Annotated in this window: 17 protein-coding genes; 6 read left to right on the top strand and 11 right to left on the bottom strand. The window is 35.6% G+C overall.

Features of this window, described 5'->3' with window-relative positions; genetic code table 11:
* Positions 1-34: 34 nt before the first annotated feature.
* The 3 genes from ACZDYH_RS00350 to ACZDYH_RS00340 form a co-directional block, all read right to left on the bottom strand.
* Positions 35-457: a hypothetical protein gene (locus tag ACZDYH_RS00350; protein ID WP_166694775.1), complete on the bottom strand. Its 423-nt coding sequence runs from the start codon at positions 455-457 to the stop codon at positions 35-37.
* A 142-nt stretch (positions 458-599) separates the two neighbouring features.
* Positions 600-1,733: an alanine dehydrogenase gene (ald, locus tag ACZDYH_RS00345; RefSeq protein WP_001219403.1), complete on the bottom strand. Its 1,134-nt coding sequence runs from the start codon at positions 1,731-1,733 to the stop codon at positions 600-602.
* Positions 1,734-1,947: 214 nt separating this feature from the next.
* Positions 1,948-2,739: an SDR family oxidoreductase gene (locus tag ACZDYH_RS00340; protein WP_033692775.1), complete on the bottom strand. Its 792-nt coding sequence runs from the start codon at positions 2,737-2,739 to the stop codon at positions 1,948-1,950.
* 147 nt (positions 2,740-2,886) lie between these two features.
* Here ACZDYH_RS00340 and ACZDYH_RS00335 point away from each other — a divergent pair, with 147 nt between their 5' ends.
* Positions 2,887-3,345, top strand: coding sequence for a universal stress protein (locus ACZDYH_RS00335; protein WP_001066673.1), 459 nt, complete (start codon positions 2,887-2,889; stop codon positions 3,343-3,345).
* Between the two features lie 41 nt (positions 3,346-3,386).
* On the opposite strand, the gene ACZDYH_RS00330 is transcribed toward ACZDYH_RS00335, so the two are convergent.
* Positions 3,387-4,082 (bottom strand): hypothetical protein, encoded by a 696-nt coding sequence (locus tag ACZDYH_RS00330; RefSeq protein ID WP_049106982.1) that lies wholly within the window; start codon positions 4,080-4,082, stop codon positions 3,387-3,389.
* Positions 4,083-4,179: 97 nt separating this feature from the next.
* On the opposite strand from ACZDYH_RS00330, the gene ACZDYH_RS00325 reads away from it, so the two are divergent.
* Positions 4,180-4,359 carry a hypothetical protein gene (locus tag ACZDYH_RS00325; protein WP_000342761.1) on the top strand — a complete coding sequence of 60 codons (180 nt, stop codon included), beginning with the start codon at positions 4,180-4,182 and terminating at the stop codon, positions 4,357-4,359.
* A 43-nt stretch (positions 4,360-4,402) separates the two neighbouring features.
* On the opposite strand, the gene ACZDYH_RS00320 is transcribed toward ACZDYH_RS00325, so the two are convergent.
* From ACZDYH_RS00320 to ACZDYH_RS00310, 3 genes are all read right to left on the bottom strand, one after another.
* Complete coding sequence (locus ACZDYH_RS00320; RefSeq protein ID WP_000725031.1) at positions 4,403-4,756, bottom strand: DUF3139 domain-containing protein; 354 nt, start codon at positions 4,754-4,756, stop codon at positions 4,403-4,405.
* Positions 4,757-4,854: 98 nt separating this feature from the next.
* Positions 4,855-6,243 carry an argininosuccinate lyase gene (gene argH, locus ACZDYH_RS00315; RefSeq protein WP_166694777.1) on the bottom strand — a complete coding sequence of 463 codons (1,389 nt, stop codon included), beginning with the start codon at positions 6,241-6,243 and terminating at the stop codon, positions 4,855-4,857.
* Positions 6,240-7,445 carry an argininosuccinate synthase gene (locus tag ACZDYH_RS00310; RefSeq protein ID WP_000412315.1) on the bottom strand — a complete coding sequence of 402 codons (1,206 nt, stop codon included), beginning with the start codon at positions 7,443-7,445 and terminating at the stop codon, positions 6,240-6,242. The genes argH and ACZDYH_RS00310 overlap by 4 nt, the downstream gene beginning before the upstream one ends.
* A gap of 166 nt (positions 7,446-7,611) precedes the next feature.
* Here ACZDYH_RS00310 and ACZDYH_RS00305 point away from each other — a divergent pair, with 166 nt between their 5' ends.
* Positions 7,612-7,929: a hypothetical protein gene (locus tag ACZDYH_RS00305; protein ID WP_000417218.1), complete on the top strand. Its 318-nt coding sequence runs from the start codon at positions 7,612-7,614 to the stop codon at positions 7,927-7,929.
* Between the two features lie 14 nt (positions 7,930-7,943).
* On the opposite strand, the gene ACZDYH_RS00300 is transcribed toward ACZDYH_RS00305, so the two are convergent.
* Positions 7,944-8,153, bottom strand: a complete 210-nt coding sequence (locus ACZDYH_RS00300) for a hypothetical protein (RefSeq protein ID WP_000910274.1) — start codon at positions 8,151-8,153, stop codon at positions 7,944-7,946.
* A gap of 853 nt (positions 8,154-9,006) precedes the next feature.
* Between ACZDYH_RS00300 and ACZDYH_RS00295 the strand changes: the two genes are divergently transcribed.
* Positions 9,007-9,669, top strand: coding sequence for a YitT family protein (locus ACZDYH_RS00295; protein ID WP_001244515.1), 663 nt, complete (start codon positions 9,007-9,009; stop codon positions 9,667-9,669).
* Between the two features lie 31 nt (positions 9,670-9,700).
* On the opposite strand, the gene ACZDYH_RS00290 is transcribed toward ACZDYH_RS00295, so the two are convergent.
* Positions 9,701-10,534 carry an EcsC family protein gene (locus tag ACZDYH_RS00290; protein ID WP_001256850.1) on the bottom strand — a complete coding sequence of 278 codons (834 nt, stop codon included), beginning with the start codon at positions 10,532-10,534 and terminating at the stop codon, positions 9,701-9,703.
* 137 nt (positions 10,535-10,671) lie between these two features.
* Between ACZDYH_RS00290 and ACZDYH_RS00285 the strand changes: the two genes are divergently transcribed.
* Both ACZDYH_RS00285 and ACZDYH_RS00280 read left to right on the top strand, forming a co-directional pair.
* Positions 10,672-11,307, top strand: coding sequence for a DUF1796 family putative cysteine peptidase (locus ACZDYH_RS00285; RefSeq protein WP_001053733.1), 636 nt, complete (start codon positions 10,672-10,674; stop codon positions 11,305-11,307).
* A gap of 69 nt (positions 11,308-11,376) precedes the next feature.
* Complete coding sequence (locus ACZDYH_RS00280) at positions 11,377-11,811, top strand: NUDIX hydrolase (protein WP_000283468.1); 435 nt, start codon at positions 11,377-11,379, stop codon at positions 11,809-11,811.
* Between the two features lie 23 nt (positions 11,812-11,834).
* Here ACZDYH_RS00280 and ackA read toward each other — a convergent pair whose 3' ends face one another.
* Complete coding sequence (gene ackA / locus ACZDYH_RS00275) at positions 11,835-13,028, bottom strand: acetate kinase (RefSeq protein ID WP_000034575.1); 1,194 nt, start codon at positions 13,026-13,028, stop codon at positions 11,835-11,837.
* 299 nt (positions 13,029-13,327) lie between these two features.
* Positions 13,328-14,314: a class I SAM-dependent methyltransferase gene (locus ACZDYH_RS00270; RefSeq protein ID WP_000084367.1), complete on the bottom strand. Its 987-nt coding sequence runs from the start codon at positions 14,312-14,314 to the stop codon at positions 13,328-13,330.
* Positions 14,315-14,480: the final 166 nt, after the last annotated feature.

Below are 14,480 nucleotides of genomic sequence, written 5' to 3'. Positions count from 1 at the left end.
ATCCTTTCATTAGTCGTTCTTCTAAAAAACTAACTTAATCTCCACCACCTCCGCAATCTCCTCCACCATCACTTGAGCTACTACAGTCATTGCTACTGTAGTCACCGAATCCACCTGATGAGCTTGAAGCGTATGAAGGTTTTTTGCTTCTTTTTCTATCTTTTTTACTTTCATGACTAGGCCATACTTTATCAAATAATATAAAGAATAAGATTCCTTCTACCATAACAAGTAGAACGCCTAAGGTACTTTCAATAACATTGGGGGTTATCCCCAAACTTTTAAATATCCCACATAAATACAAGCAAAAAATCACATACAAGAACATACAAATATACCGAAATGTTTTCTCTATCGTAATGACTACTTTTTGTGAAAAAGGTATGTTCTGTTCCTGTTTTTTCTTTATATACCTTTGTCTCTTTGCCTGTTTTTTCTTCTTCTTTTTGCTCCCCATCGAATCCCCTCTTTTTATTATATAATTCTAAATTATCATAATAAAAATTTTTTTACACCAATAAATAACAATTATTCACATGTTATTTCTCCATATAAAAAAGACCCTCCTCACGAAAAGGAAGGTCTCAAATGTATTTCTATTATGATAAAGCAGGAGCTTTTTCAAGAAGCTCTTTTGCATCAGCGTATTGTAAGCCGTGAGCTTCCGCAACTGCTTCGAATGTTACATAACCATCTAATGTGTTAATACCTTTTAATAATGCAGTGTTGCCTAAGCAAGCTTCTTTGTAGCCCTTGTTAGCAATTTGTACTGCATATGGTACTGTTACGTTTGTTAATGCAAGAGTTGACGTACGTGGAACTGCACCTGGCATATTAGCAACTGCATAATGAACAACGCCATGTTTTTCGTAAGTTGGGTTGTCATGAGTTGTAATACGATCAGTTGTTTCGAAAATACCACCTTGGTCAATCGCGATATCTACAACGACAGAACCTGGTTCCATTGATTGAATCATTTCTTCAGTTACAAGTTTTGGCGCTTTTGCACCCGGAATTAATACCGCTCCAATAACAAGGTCAGATTCTTTAACAGCTTCTGCAATGTTGTATGGATTAGACATTAATGTTTTTACTTGGTTACCGAAAATATCATCTAATTGACGAAGACGTTCTGCACTTAAGTCAATGATTGTTACATCTGCACCTAAACCTACTGCAATCTTAGCTGCGTTTGTACCAGCTTGACCACCGCCGATGATTGTTACTTTGCCGCGTTTTACCCCTGGAACGCCTGCAAGTAAAATACCTTTACCGCCTTTGTTTTTCTCAAGGAATTGTGCACCGATTTGTGCAGACATACGACCAGCCACTTCACTCATAGGTGCAAGTAATGGTAAAGAACGATTGTCTAATTGTACTGTTTCGTATGCGATTGATGCAACTTTGTTATCGATTAATGCTTTCGTTAATTCTGGTTCTGGAGCTAAGTGTAAGTATGTGAATAAGATTAAGCCTTCACGGAAATAGCCGTATTCACTTGCTACTGGCTCTTTTACCTTCATAACCATATCTTGATTCCATGCTTCTTCAGCAGTTTCTACAAGTTTCGCACCCGCTTGTACGTATTCTTCATCTGTAAAGCCAGATCCTAAACCTGCTCCTTTTTGAACAAAAACTTCGTGACCATTTTGTACTAAATGTACTGCTCCCGCTGGCGTCATTGCCACACGGTTTTCATTGTTCTTAATTTCTGTTGGAATACCGATACGCATGATTAGTTCCCCCTTGAGTTATGAAATGACCCCTGAATCATTTTTTAAAGCGCTTTCTACGCTCTTATATTTTAACATAATATCTCAATATTTGACAAAAAAATAACACGAGTTTTCCGATAGATTTAATTTTATATTAAAGGACAGTATTATCCGCACCTCTCAGCACAATGGATAAACTGTCCAATTATTCGAAACTTCATCTTATTTTATTCTATCGATGTCTATGAATAACATCCACTGCACCAGTCACTTCAATAATTGTACCGGTAATCATATCGGAATCGTCCTCACATAAAAACGAAATGGTTCTTGCAATATCTTCACCTGTTCCAGATCTACCAATCGGTGTGTTATGCTCTTTCAGCTGACGTGCTTCTTGAATAGTTGCCTCTTTCATATCGCCTATAATATCACCAGGACATACCATGTTCGCAGTAATACCATACTCCGCTTCTTCATAAGCAACTGTTTTCGTTAATGAAACAAGTCCTACTTTCGCTGCGGCAAAAGCTGAACGATAAATCCATCCCGGTGCACTATCCGCCCCTTGAAATCCGTAATTAATAATACGGCCAAAGTTCTGTTTTCTCATGACCGGAACGACAAGTTTTAATAAATGAAATACCGCTGTTAAATTTCCCTGAATCATTTCATTCCATTCATCTTCTTCATAATCAACTAACTTTTTTCGTTCAAATACATATGGACCAGCATTATTAATTAAAAAGTCAATTTTGCCAAAACGGCTCATCGCTTCTTCTACTATTTTATGTAAATCTTCCTTTTTCGTGACATCTGCTTGCACGAATTGTAGACGCTCTTCCACATCTTTATATGTTTCTTTCATCGTTTCCATAGCCATGATATCGCTATGGTACGTTACTGTTACTGAATAGCCTTTAGCCAATAACTTTTCTGTTACTTGCTTTCCTAAACCTTTCGTACCGGCTGTAATGAGCGCATGTCTCACAAAACTGCCCCCTTTTAAATTGCTATACTTCATATGTAACAAGTTCTCGCTCCAATTACAACTAAAATGAATTGAAACAGAGTTTTCAAAATTCTGTAACGTTTCTGGCAAGCACGTTACCAAAATTTGTTTTATAATTAAGTTGTAAACAGTTATAAAACAGATTGGGAGGAATTTACTATGAATAATACATATACAAATATTTTAATCGCGGTGGATGGTTCTAAAGAAGCAGAAAAAGCCTTTAAAAAAGCAATTCAAGTCGCAAAGCGCAACAATGCAACATTAACAATTGCTCATATCGTTGATGTAAAAGCATACTCAGCAGTAGAAGCCTATAGCCGTGCAATTGCGGAACGTGCAAATCTATTTGCAGAAGACCTATTAGAAGACTACAAAAAAACTGCGCTTGAAGCTGGTCTTGAAAAAATTGAAACTGTATTAGAATTCGGTAATCCTAAATCAAAAATTTCAAAAGAAATCGCTCCAAACCATAAAGTAGATTTAATTATGTGTGGTGCGACTGGTTTAAATGCTGTTGAGCGTTTCCTAATTGGTAGCGTCTCTGAACATATTATTCGCTATGCGAAATGCGATGTCCTTGTTGTTCGTGGTGATGAAGAGCAAGGTGAGCTTTAATTTATAGATAAAACACCAAGTCCACATAGGCTTGGTGTTTTTCATTTTATAAACTTCACTATAAACACAAGACACGCTACGACAACAACGGTAATTGCCAACACATAAGGCGGAAGAAACTTCAAAGACCATAATGCCATCATAATCGTCGCAACCGTTAAGTAAGTTCGCCTTGCACCTTCTGTCATTTTTTTACGAAATAAGAAAACGTACAAATAACCAATTGGCGGTGTAATAAAGCAAAGAACGTATATGATTTTTGATTTTAAATACCACTTTTGTTCTCCAAGTTTCTTTATATCCCCTTCTATTCTCTTATGCTCTTGTTCTTTCGCTTCTTCTACAAGCGAATTTTCCTCTTCTCCTCGCCTTTCTTTCATATAAGGAAGAAAGTGCATAAAAAAATAGTATGCGAATACGAATGCTCCAAATCCAATATTTACTCTTTCTAATGGAATATGTTCACTAAAAAAAGCAGCAGTAAGCACTAAAGACAAACAGTATGTCATCATCCAAAAGGAACGTTTTCTCTTTTTCCGTTCCATTTCTTTTTTGCCTTGTATATCTTTTCTTTTCGAAAGCCATATAGAAATAAAGCAATCTACTACAAATAGAGCAAAAGTAAATATCGCAACGTGTACTGTTTCTAAATCCTCAAATGAAAAGATATTTGGGAATGCAACATGTAATACAATGAATGTGTACAAAATTAGTCCTATAAAATAAATACGTCTCATTTTCCATCCCTTTCTTATTTCCTAACATTACGTTAACATACATTTTTTAGAAATAGACGGACAAAATATATATATGTGTAAAAAAGGAGGATGCTATATGGATGATTCTGAACGCATTATTTTAGATGTGAACGGCAAAGAAATTGAAATGCTAGATACGATTCGCACTCATTTTAAAGAGAAGCACGGCGTTGAACTAAGTAATGGTGCATTACTTCGTGATTTGATGGATATAGAGTATATTCGAATTACGGAAGATCGACATAAGTATAATTAAAAGAAAACGACTGCAGGCGAATGCCATCAGTCGTTTTCTTTCTTTATTTAAGCTCTTGATGCTTCCCGCCCATACCACCTGGCTCATTGCTATCTTGGTGTACAGTTAGTTTATTTGTTTTCGCATCTTTTAAAACTCTATATGTATATGATTCATTTGGTTCATCTTTAAACTGTACATTCATACCATACGAATCCATTTTGCTATAAAAGGCCGGTTTTATATATAAAATATCACTTTCTTTATATCCTTTATCTTGCAAATGCCACATCGTTGCGATAACCGCTTCTTCTCGCTTTTCTTTTTCACCAACATACATATATTTGTCCAAAAGAAACACTTTAGCATTTGCAATTAAGCTAATTAACAGTACAATGATCAACACTATTTTTTTCATAGACTTCCCCTAAATTGTTATTTTTTACTACATTGTAACTTAAATGCTAGTAAAAAATAAAGTACGCCAGACTTTAATAGACTAGCGTACTTCCCAACTCAACTCTTAATAACTTCTTTCGTTAACCCCTTCGCCTTCTCCAAAGCGTTTTTGATTTGTTCAAACCCAGTCCCGCCAGCACTGTTACGACGCTTTACAGCTGCATATGGTGACAGCACTTCATACAAATCTTCTTCAAATAAGGAGCTCATTTCTTTATATGTTTCAAGAGAGACATCTAATAAATAAATTCCTTTTTGTGTGCAATGTAGCACTAACTTTCCAACAATTTCATGAGCTTGACGGAATGGTAGTCCTTTGTTCGCTAAATAGTCAGCAATTTCTGTTGCGTTGGAGAAATCTTGCGTCACAGCTTGCCCCATTTTTTCTTTGTTTACAGTCATCGTCTCTAGCATGCCTGCCATAATATGAAGGCATCCTTCTACTGTTTTTACTGTATCGAACATTCCTTCTTTATCTTCTTGCAAATCTTTATTGTAAGCGAGTGGTAATCCTTTCATTACTGTAAGTAAACTAAATAAATTACCGTATACTCTGCCTGTTTTACCACGGATTAGTTCCGCCATATCCGGATTTTTCTTTTGCGGCATAATGCTGCTTCCAGTTGCGTATTGATCGCTCATTTCAATAAATTGAAACTCTTGGCTACTCCATAAAATAAGTTCTTCACAAAAGCGCGATAAGTGCATTATAAGCATAGATGAGTTACTTAAAAACTCCAGGATAAAATCACGATCACTTACTGCATCTAAACTATTTTCATAGATTCCATTAAATCCAAGAAGCTCCGCACTATACTCTCGGTCGATCGGGAATGTCGTTCCAGCTAACGCTCCTGCTCCTAATGGGGAGATATTAATACGCTTTAACGAATCTTCATAACGATTTACATCACGCTCTAACATCCAAAAGTAAGCGAGAATATGATGAGCAAATGAAATCGGCTGAGCACGTTGCAAATGCGTATAGCCAGGCATAATTGTCTCAATGTTATTTTCTGCTTGATGAACAAGAACAGTTTGCAATTGTTTTATAGCTTTTATAATATGTTCTACCTTTTCTTTTAAATACAAATGCATATCTGTCGCTACTTGATCATTACGACTTCGGCCAGTGTGAAGTTTTCCTCCTACTTCGCCAATTTGTTCAATTAGCATCTTTTCGATGTTTAAATGAATATCTTCTGCTTCTACTGAAAATTGTAGCTTATTCTCTTTTGCTTCTTTCAATAAATATTGAAGACCTATCTTTATTTTCTCTGCTTCTTCTTTCGTAACGATGCCTTGCTTTGCTAGCATCGTTACGTGTGCAATACTCCCATTTATATCTTGATTTACTAATTGTTGATCGAAGGAGATGGATGCTCCGAACTCTTCAACCCATGCTTCCGCTTCTTCTGTAAAACGTCCGCCCCAAAGTTTGCTCACGCTTCCACCTTCTTTTGATTCACTTGGCTGTATACTTTCGTCGGTAAACCAAATAATGAAATGAATCCAACTGCTGCATCATGATTAAATTCATCTTGAGCAGTATATGTTGCTAATTTTTCATCGTATAAAGAGTATTCAGATTTACGTCCTTCTACAATCGCATGACCTTTAAATAATTTCACACGCACTGTACCTGTTACATTCTTTTGCGTTTCTTGTAAAAATGCATGAAGCGCTTGTTTTAAAGGTGAGAACCATAAACCGTTATAAATAAGTTCTGTTATTTTCTGTTCAATCACTGGTTTAAAATGCGCTACTTCTTTTACGTGTGTTAAATCTTCCAACTCTTTATGCGCAGTGATTAACGTCATTGCTGCTGGGCATTCGTATACTTCACGAGATTTAATACCGACAAGACGATTTTCTACGTGATCAATACGTCCAACGCCGTGTTTTCCAGCAAGCGCATTTAACGTTTTAATTAATTCTGCAAGTGAATATGCAGTGCCATTTAAAGTAGTCGGTACTCCTGCTTCAAATCCGATTTCTACAAACTCTGGTTTATTCGGTGTATCTTCTAATGCCAATGTCATCTCATATGCATCTTCTGGCGGCGCTGCCCATGGATCTTCTAAAATTCCACATTCGTTGCTGCGTCCCCATAAGTTTTGATCGATTGAAAACGGGCTATCTAAATTAATCGGAATTGGTACATCGTTTTCTTTTGCATAGGCAATTTCTTCTTCACGTGACCACTTCCATTCACGTACAGGTGCAATCACTTCTAAGTAAGGATTTAATGCTTGAATAGAAACTTCAAAACGAACTTGATCATTTCCTTTCCCTGTACATCCGTGTGCAACTGCAGTTGCGCCTTCTTGTTCTGCGATTTCTACTAATTTCTTCGCAATAAGCGGACGAGATAATGCAGAGACAAGAGGGTATTTCCCTTCGTATAATGTGTGTGCTTGCATCGCCATCAATGCATATTCGTTTGCAAATTCTTCTTGAACATCAATCATATATGATTTAATTGCACCTACTGAAAGTGCCTTTTCTTTTACAAATGCTAAGTCTTTACCTTCCCCTAAGTCTAAACAAAGCGCGATAATATCATAATTCTTCTCTTGTAACCATTTAATTGCAACGGAAGTATCAAGACCTCCGGAATATGCTAATACAACTTTTTTCTTCTCCATTTTGCATCCCCCTAAAGAATAAATATTCATTTTCTTTTATAATAATTCACACTTTACCACCTTTCACAAAATGTATCAAGAGTCATTTTCAAATTTTTTCAAACAATTTCGTCGAACTTCTTTCTGTTTTTATGTACAATATAAGCAGGAAAACGGGGGTGAACTTATGGAAAAGTATTTCTTATACGATGAACATCTAGGAATTGAAATTCCACATTTACAAGAAGACTGGGAAGAAATCCCCGAAAAAATGCAACATGCTATTTTACTAAAATGGGAACAAGTTCGCGGGAAAATTCCTGATCGTATAAAAGAACTTGAGCACTATATTAATACAAAACAACATTATTTAAATAACGAAGAAGACTTCGAAGTTTCTTGTAAACTAAATTCAGAAATTGCCGATCTTGCTTCCATCATTAATGACCTTTGGCTTTGGTATCGACTCACTCAAAATGTATCTGAGGGGAAAGCACACCAATGAAAAAAGCATGCCCCTCAATAACTTTGGGTCATGCTTTTTTTGTCATAACATGATTTACAATATATTTCTTGTGCTGTTTTCGCCAAACATACATCGAATGGACCAACTAATATACTTCTTTCTTTCGGCAACTTTACAAAAGCAACAAGCTCTTCTTCATATTGAATTTTTTTCTGACATGAAATGCATATTAATTCTTTTCTTTTGAACATGTCTTTTAGCATACCTTCACTCTCCCCTTCATCTGTCTATATTAATATACTCTCATAATAGTTAAGACTTGTAAAAAAATGACACATTCTGAATCGAATGATTCATATACTATGTACAAAAGGAGGTTTAAAAATTATGCGTGCTTTCGTTATTATCACTTTAACTTTTTTAAGTGTAATTAGTTGGGATGCGTTTTTTAAAGATAAAAGTGATGAAAAGAACACAACGGAATAAAACCCTTTTTTCTTACTTATTGGACAAACCGTTATAAACTGTCCAATCCTCCGAAATAACTTAGGCTTTTCTACAAAAATATTTGAACATAACATTTTTTGTAGATTCCCTCCGTTTATTGTCGGTTTCCATCCGCATACATTTTTTAAAAGTATGATATAATAGTATAAATCTTGAAGGAAGGGATTTTGATATCATGATCGCTCGAAGGAGCATGTGGCATCGTATTGACGAATCATACACGTAGCGTATTTTTCAGCTCAGATACTTTAGTCTAGCGAAAAAAATACGAGAGTGGGGAAATTATGATTGCCCGAAGGATAATTTGGCAAAAAAAAGACTCTTCTTACACATAGCGTTTTGTTTAGGACTTAATTGTTACTAACTAAACAAAACAAAGAAGAGCAGGATTGCTAAATGACGAATCCTACTCCACGTTTTGTTTAGTCGTTTTAAGACTTAAACTAAAACGAAGGTAGGGAGAATTGATGGACGAGAGGATTATTCGTTATTTCTTCAGCGACATATAGCGTAGTTAGTTTTTTCGTAAACTAACTGAAAGCTACATGTGAGCTCGTAGTTAGTTTACAACACAAAAAGGACTACTAACTACGGAAAGAAGGAATAACGATGAGGAACATCCAAAGTCGGCAAATTATTAAAGAAATTTTTATGGTTTTAATCGGTTCATTTATTTTAGCAGCAGCGCTATATCACATTCACTTCCAAAACCACTTAACAGAAGGTGGATTTGTAGGAATTGCACTATTCATTCAAAACTTTTATGATATTTCACCATCTATTTCAACTGTATTAATGGATATCCCAATTATTTTACTGTGCGCTTCATTTTTAGGTAGAAAAATGGTTGGTTATTCATTCCTAGGTTCAATTTCATTCGGAGTATTTTATTCCTTTATGGAAAATTATTCTCCATTTACGGTAGATTTATCAAATAACTTATTTATAGCTGCAGTAGTTGGCGGTGCGTTAGCTGGTATTGGACTCGGTTTTATATTACGATTTGGCGGTGCAACCGGTGGAGACGATATTTTAACAATTGTATTAAGTAAACGAACTCGTTTTACAATTGGGCAAATTTTCTTCGTCTTTGACGCGATTGTTCTTGCGCTTTCATTATATTATTTAAATTGGACAGAAATTGCTTTTACTATTCTTTCGATTGCCGTACAGGCAAAAACATTGGATTTAATTTATTATCCAAAAACAGAAAAAACAGCAGAAAAGCAGCCAGTATCTGTTCCAATGTCCAAAAAACATGCAACAAATTAAAAAAGCGAAAGGCTTCGGCCTCTCGCTTTTTTTATGCTCTTTTTTCTTTCTCGACTATATGGCGCACTTGATAAAATCTATTTGCAAATTCAGTAACGTTTCTTGTTAAACGATAATTCACTGTAGATCCAATTGCCATTCCAATTACCGGTATACCTTGGAATAATTTACGACGAAGAGCATAAATCGAAAATGTCTTCAAAATTTGTTTTAACACAACCTCAGTAGAAGCTGTTTGTAGCACTGCTTCGTCTCCTTCGTAAAAGAACGAATCTTCTTGCTCCAGCTCTTGCAATAAATTGTACCATGCATATTGCTGAAGTCTTCCTGGTAGTAATGACGCATGAAACACCTTTAACGCAAGCATCATTTCATACGGCTTGTTCACATCATGTCCAAATGATGTTGCAATAAGTTGGACTGCCTTCACATTTAACGCGATCATAACCGGAAAATCCGCCGTTAATAATAATAAACCTCCAGCACCTGTTGCCCCACCTTGTACAAATGAATATAGACGATGACGTGCTGTTTGCTGCTCTGCTATGTATGTTAATTGATCAATAGATAATGCTTTCAAATCTTCAAGCTGTTCAATCGATTCATCAAATAACCTTGATGTTCCTAAAATCCGATTACGTGCATCTAACTGTGCTTGTGAACTTTGAATAAATGCATGCAAATGAAAGAGCCATCCATCTGCTTTCGTGAAGAATTCTTTTCGCTTTTTCTCAGGTAATTTCGCAACTGTAGCATGTAACCATTTATCAAACACTTTTTGAAAATCGGTCGCTTCTTGCTCAACTAATTGCGCTTCCCATTCTTTTATATTGTCTAAAATGGCTTGTTCTCGCTTCGATCGCATCGTAACAACCACCTCGTTCGATTTTTTTCTATTGTAACATATTTCTGCTTATTCTTTGCAAATATGCTTGTCTATCTTTATTCACATACCATTTTTGAATGGCATAAAATATTAACAAAAAGGATGAGATAAATCACATGAATCTATCCGATATAAAAAAAGAATATAATGCGGTATTCAGCTTAGGACAAAACTGCTGGCCCGCTTGGGCATTATATCAATTAGAATTATCACCATTTTTTGGCGTTATTGATTTTATGCTAAGTCCCTCATTAGAAAAAGTGAATGTATTATTACAAAATCGATTTGACCGCTTTTTAAATTTCGAAAATTTATCCTTCATCTCATTTTGGGATGATGATGCAAAATTAAGATTAAGGGACAACCTTTATGAAATTGACTCCTGTCATGACTTTAAAACAGATGTAAATACACCAACTTCTTGGCCTTCTTATACAGAAATTAAGTTAAACTATGAACATCGTATTAATCGTTTTCTAGCTACAATTGAAACGGCAGAATCCATATTATTTATTCGAACTGGAGGAACATATGAAGAAGCATGTTCCCTAGAACAAAGTTTATCTCAAATCGTTACACATACATTCTCTGTCCTGTTACTAATTCCTGCCGATATACCAACTATCACCCAAGAAGATTGGGGATTACAACGTATTTGCGTTATGAAATGTCCTATTATGGATGTATACCAATACAATGAAGCATTTTGGAAAGACTTATTTGATGGAATTACGATTAGACCACATTCTTAAATACATGACACCTTTACTACAAAAAATATTATAATCTTCCTTATACAAAAAAATAAGGAGTGATTGTATATGTATCCACGTGCAAAGGCTTTTGGCATTGCTATACATCACGGGCGTCTTCTCGTACAAGAATATCATTCAGCCGATGAAACATTTTACCGACCTCTTGGTGGTTCAATTGAACTTGGTGAACAATCAGCACATACCGTTATTCGTGAATTTAGGGAAGAGCTTCATACAGAAGTGGAAATCACCAATTATTTAGGCTGTTTAGAAAATGTCTTTCATCTAGATGGAGACATTGGTCATGAAATTATTCAACTATATTCTTTGCGTTTATTAGACACGTCACTATATGAAATGAAAATATTAAATATACAAGATGAGGAAACAGTAGCATATGCGAAATGGATTCCTATTACGGCATTCATTCAGAAAGAAAAAATATTATATCCGGATGGAGTTTTAAAATACATCCAAAAGAAAAAAGACGAAATCCTATAGGATCTCGTCTTTTTTTTCATATATTAACCAATATCTCCAAGACGTAGTACGTCACGAGCAATCATAACTTCTTCGTCAGTTGGAATTACGATAATTTTTACTGGAGAGTGTGGGAAGCTGATGAATGCTTCTTCACCGAATACGTTATTACGTTTTGCATCGAAGTATACGCCCATGTACTCAAGGCCTTCTAATACGCGCTCACGAATAATCGCACTGTTTTCACCTACACCAGCTGTGAAGATGATTGCGTCTACACCTTTCATACGAGCAGTGTAAGAACCGATGTATTTGTGGATACGGCTTACGAATACATCAAGTGCTACTTTCGCACGGTGGTCGCCTTCTTCTTCTTTCGCAATGATGTCACGTAGGTCACTAGAGTAACCAGTAAGACCTAACATACCACTCTTCTTGTTTAATACGTTAACTACTTCTTCTACTGTTTGGCCTGTTTTTTCCATGATGTATGGAATTAACGCAGGGTCAAGGTTACCAGAACGTGTACCCATTGTTACACCAGCAAGTGGAGTGAAGCCCATAGAAGTATCAATAGATTTACCGCCTTCTACTGCTGCGATACTTGCACCGTTACCTAAGTGACAAGAAAGTAAGCTTAAGCTTTCAATTGGACGACCTAATAATTCAGCCGCACGCTCAGTTACATATTTATGAGAAGTTCCGTGGAAACCGTATTTACGGATGCCGAATTTTTCATAGTACTCATATGGTAAGCTGTATAGGAATGCAGATTCCGGCATTGTTTGGTGGAATGCTGTATCGAATACTGCTACTGCTGGTACGTTTGGTAATACTTCTTGGAATGCTTTAATACCAACAACGTTTGCTGGGTTATGAAGTGGTGCTAAATCGCTTAATTCTTCGATATCAGCTAATACTTCATCAGTAATTAAAACAGAGTCAGCAAATTTTTCGCCGCCGTGAACAACACGGTGACCGATACCGCCAATCTCATCTAGAGATTTAACGATTCCGTTTTCAGTTAACTTTTTAAGAAGCATATTAACTGCTACTGCGTGATCTGGAATGTTTGTAATTTCTTTTTGTTTTTCGCCATCTACAGTAATAGTGAAGATACTATCTTCTAAACCGATACGTTCTACTAAACCTTTTGTTAATACTGTTTCACTTGGCATTTCAAATAATTGGAATTTTAAGGAAGAGCTTCCTGCGTTAATCGCGATGATTTTTGACATCTAGTCTTTCGCCCCTTTTTCTCTTGGTAGTTGTGTGGATGTTTCCACAAACCGCTCGATTTTATCTGATCAAATTCACTAAATATGAAAACGTTTCATCATTAGCAAATTTTATACTCACGATTTTAATTTAAACATCGTCCGACATATATTTCAAGTGAAAAAATTGTAACACCAAGAAAAAATATATATTACAGATTTCAAAAAAATTCAGTTAAATCTTGTATATATTTAAAAATATGACATATTATATAAAACTGTACTACATAAATCACTAATGCTGTTACATATACCTAGCTTTATTTATGTGTTGCAAACCAAGTATTTAATTGATCCATAATGTCTTCCATCGCCTTCATGTTAGAGAATTTAGGCAACTCCACTAATAACGCCTGTTTTGGCATTGTTACATTAGCGCCTTTCTTTTGGAGAACAAATATACTTTTTGCATTTTTCTCGTTTTTAAACATGGAAACAGGAAGCTGTAATAACCCTTGAATAAAGCATGTTTCTTTAATAAATGCATGTAATTTCGGTGCTTGGTCACTTTCAAAAATGAAGTTTGGTACTAAGAAGAATAAGTAACCGCCCTCTTTCGTATGTTTCACACTTTGTTCAATAAATAAGTGATGGGCATACGACATTCCTTCATCTGCTTTTAATTTATATTCACTTGCACCAATTTCGTTTGGATAATAACCAACCGGTAAGTCTGAAACGACTGCATCAACTGGATCGATATAAAGTGGTGCTAGTCCATCTTGATGGAAGAATTCGATTGCATGCTTTTGTAAATTTGCATTTACTAAAGCAAGTTTAATTAGCACTTCATCCACTTCTACACCAAATCCACTCATTGTTAGTCCTTCTTTGGCGCTATTAAACACTGTAGTCATTAAGTTACCTGTTCCAATTGCAGGATCTAAAACTGTAATTTCATTTTGACCTTGCATAAATTTATGGAATAAGTAACTCATGAACATCCCAACTGCATCAGGTGTCATTTCGTGATTCGCTTGTACGCCTTCTTTCATTCCTTTTAAGATGGCTAACTGAAATGCTTTACGAATTTCTTCACCTTTATATGTTTCTTCATTAAACGTACTATATTCACGATTCAGCCTTTCAATTGCTGATTCGGATAATTCCTCTTGTAAAATCGCTCCCTCAAACAAGTTATCACCTGTTTCTACAAGCGCCTCTAAATATGTTACATCTAATTCTTTACGTAAAACTACCGCAGAAGAATCAAAAATAGAAAATAATGTTTCTACTGTCTGACTCACGTACATTCCTCCTTCTCTCTTTTACACATAACTTATATCATACCACAAAGTGATTTTTTCCAAAAAGAAAAAGCGACCTCCTGTAAAGAGCTCCCCTTTAGTTATATATGATATAACGTTTTTTCTCATATATCGATGCCGTTACAGAGCAATATATGAGAAAAAA

The organism is Bacillus sp. EB V-12 (genome assembly GCF_056158125.1).
The sequence above is the reverse complement of the archived record's forward strand: the minus strand, read 5'-3'. Positions and strand labels throughout refer to the sequence as shown.

Coding starts and splice junctions, on each gene's coding strand:
- ACZDYH_RS00320 (WP_000725031.1), bottom strand. CDS start 4,756: ATGAAAAAAATAGTGTTGATCATTGTACTGTTAATTAGCTTAATTGCA.
- ACZDYH_RS00310 (WP_000412315.1), bottom strand. CDS start 7,445: ATGGAGAAGAAAAAAGTTGTATTAGCATATTCCGGAGGTCTTGATACT.
- ackA (WP_000034575.1), bottom strand. CDS start 13,028: ATGTCAAAAATCATCGCGATTAACGCAGGAAGCTCTTCCTTAAAATTC.
- ACZDYH_RS00330 (WP_049106982.1), bottom strand. CDS start 4,082: ATGAGACGTATTTATTTTATAGGACTAATTTTGTACACATTCATTGTA.
- ald (WP_001219403.1), bottom strand. CDS start 1,733: ATGCGTATCGGTATTCCAACAGAAATTAAGAACAATGAAAACCGTGTG.
- ACZDYH_RS00305 (WP_000417218.1), top strand. CDS start 7,612: ATGGAAAAGTATTTCTTATACGATGAACATCTAGGAATTGAAATTCCA.
- ACZDYH_RS00285 (WP_001053733.1), top strand. CDS start 10,672: ATGAATCTATCCGATATAAAAAAAGAATATAATGCGGTATTCAGCTTA.
- ACZDYH_RS00335 (WP_001066673.1), top strand. CDS start 2,887: ATGAATAATACATATACAAATATTTTAATCGCGGTGGATGGTTCTAAA.
- ACZDYH_RS00340 (WP_033692775.1), bottom strand. CDS start 2,739: ATGAAGTATAGCAATTTAAAAGGGGGCAGTTTTGTGAGACATGCGCTC.
- ACZDYH_RS00325 (WP_000342761.1), top strand. CDS start 4,180: ATGGATGATTCTGAACGCATTATTTTAGATGTGAACGGCAAAGAAATT.
- ACZDYH_RS00300 (WP_000910274.1), bottom strand. CDS start 8,153: ATGCTAAAAGACATGTTCAAAAGAAAAGAATTAATATGCATTTCATGT.
- ACZDYH_RS00350 (WP_166694775.1), bottom strand. CDS start 457: ATGGGGAGCAAAAAGAAGAAGAAAAAACAGGCAAAGAGACAAAGGTAT.
- ACZDYH_RS00295 (WP_001244515.1), top strand. CDS start 9,007: ATGAGGAACATCCAAAGTCGGCAAATTATTAAAGAAATTTTTATGGTT.
- ACZDYH_RS00290 (WP_001256850.1), bottom strand. CDS start 10,534: ATGCGATCGAAGCGAGAACAAGCCATTTTAGACAATATAAAAGAATGG.
- ACZDYH_RS00280 (WP_000283468.1), top strand. CDS start 11,377: ATGTATCCACGTGCAAAGGCTTTTGGCATTGCTATACATCACGGGCGT.